This is a genomic window from Streptomyces dysideae (genome assembly GCF_001514305.1).
GTDB lineage: Bacteria > Actinomycetota > Actinomycetes > Streptomycetales > Streptomycetaceae > Streptomyces > Streptomyces dysideae.
In genome coordinates this window covers 8668-9233 of sequence record NZ_KQ949118.1, presented here as the reverse complement: position 1 = coordinate 9233, position 566 = coordinate 8668, and the positions used below count along the sequence as shown (strand labels likewise).

The following is a 566-nucleotide window of genomic DNA, read 5'->3' as shown; positions in this document are numbered from 1 at the left end:
GGACGACGACACCGGGCTCACGCACATCGGGGCCCGCGAGTACGACGCGTCGATCGGCCGGTTCATCAGCATCGACCCGAAGCTCACGCTCGACCAGCATCAGTCCCTCAACGGCTACAGCTACGCCAACAACAACCCGGTCACCTACGCGGACCCCACCGGCCTCGAAGTCGGATCGAGGCCCAACTCCTGCCAGTACTCCCTGGCCAACTGCTCCAAGAAGGTCCAGAAATCCGTCGGGTACAACCCCAGCACGGGGCTCGCTGACCCGGCCAAGGCGACCAAGAGCGGCACGGCATCCATCATCAGCACCGGGTCCTTGTTCGGGGACACCGACCTGGCCACCCCTGGGCCCTATTTCGATCCAAAGTGGGCCGAAGACCCCGTGGTGATGGCCTGGGCGACCAGCAACCAGAAGGGCCCGCTGGCCAACGCCCTCTTCGGTGTGGGCATGCCGATCGCTGGCGCTCTCGACATCATCGGCGCCCTCTTCACACCTGCCTGCATCGTGGAGGACCAGTGCCTCGCCGACAGGTACCGGGCATGGGGCGCGGAGCACGGGTTCA

Annotated in this window: 1 protein-coding gene; it reads left to right on the top strand. The window is 65.9% G+C overall.

Features of this window, described 5'->3' with window-relative positions; all coding sequences use genetic code 11:
* Positions 1-566: RHS repeat-associated core domain-containing protein (locus AQJ91_RS41765; protein ID WP_159054787.1), on the top strand; the 566-nt coding region annotated here is incomplete at both ends.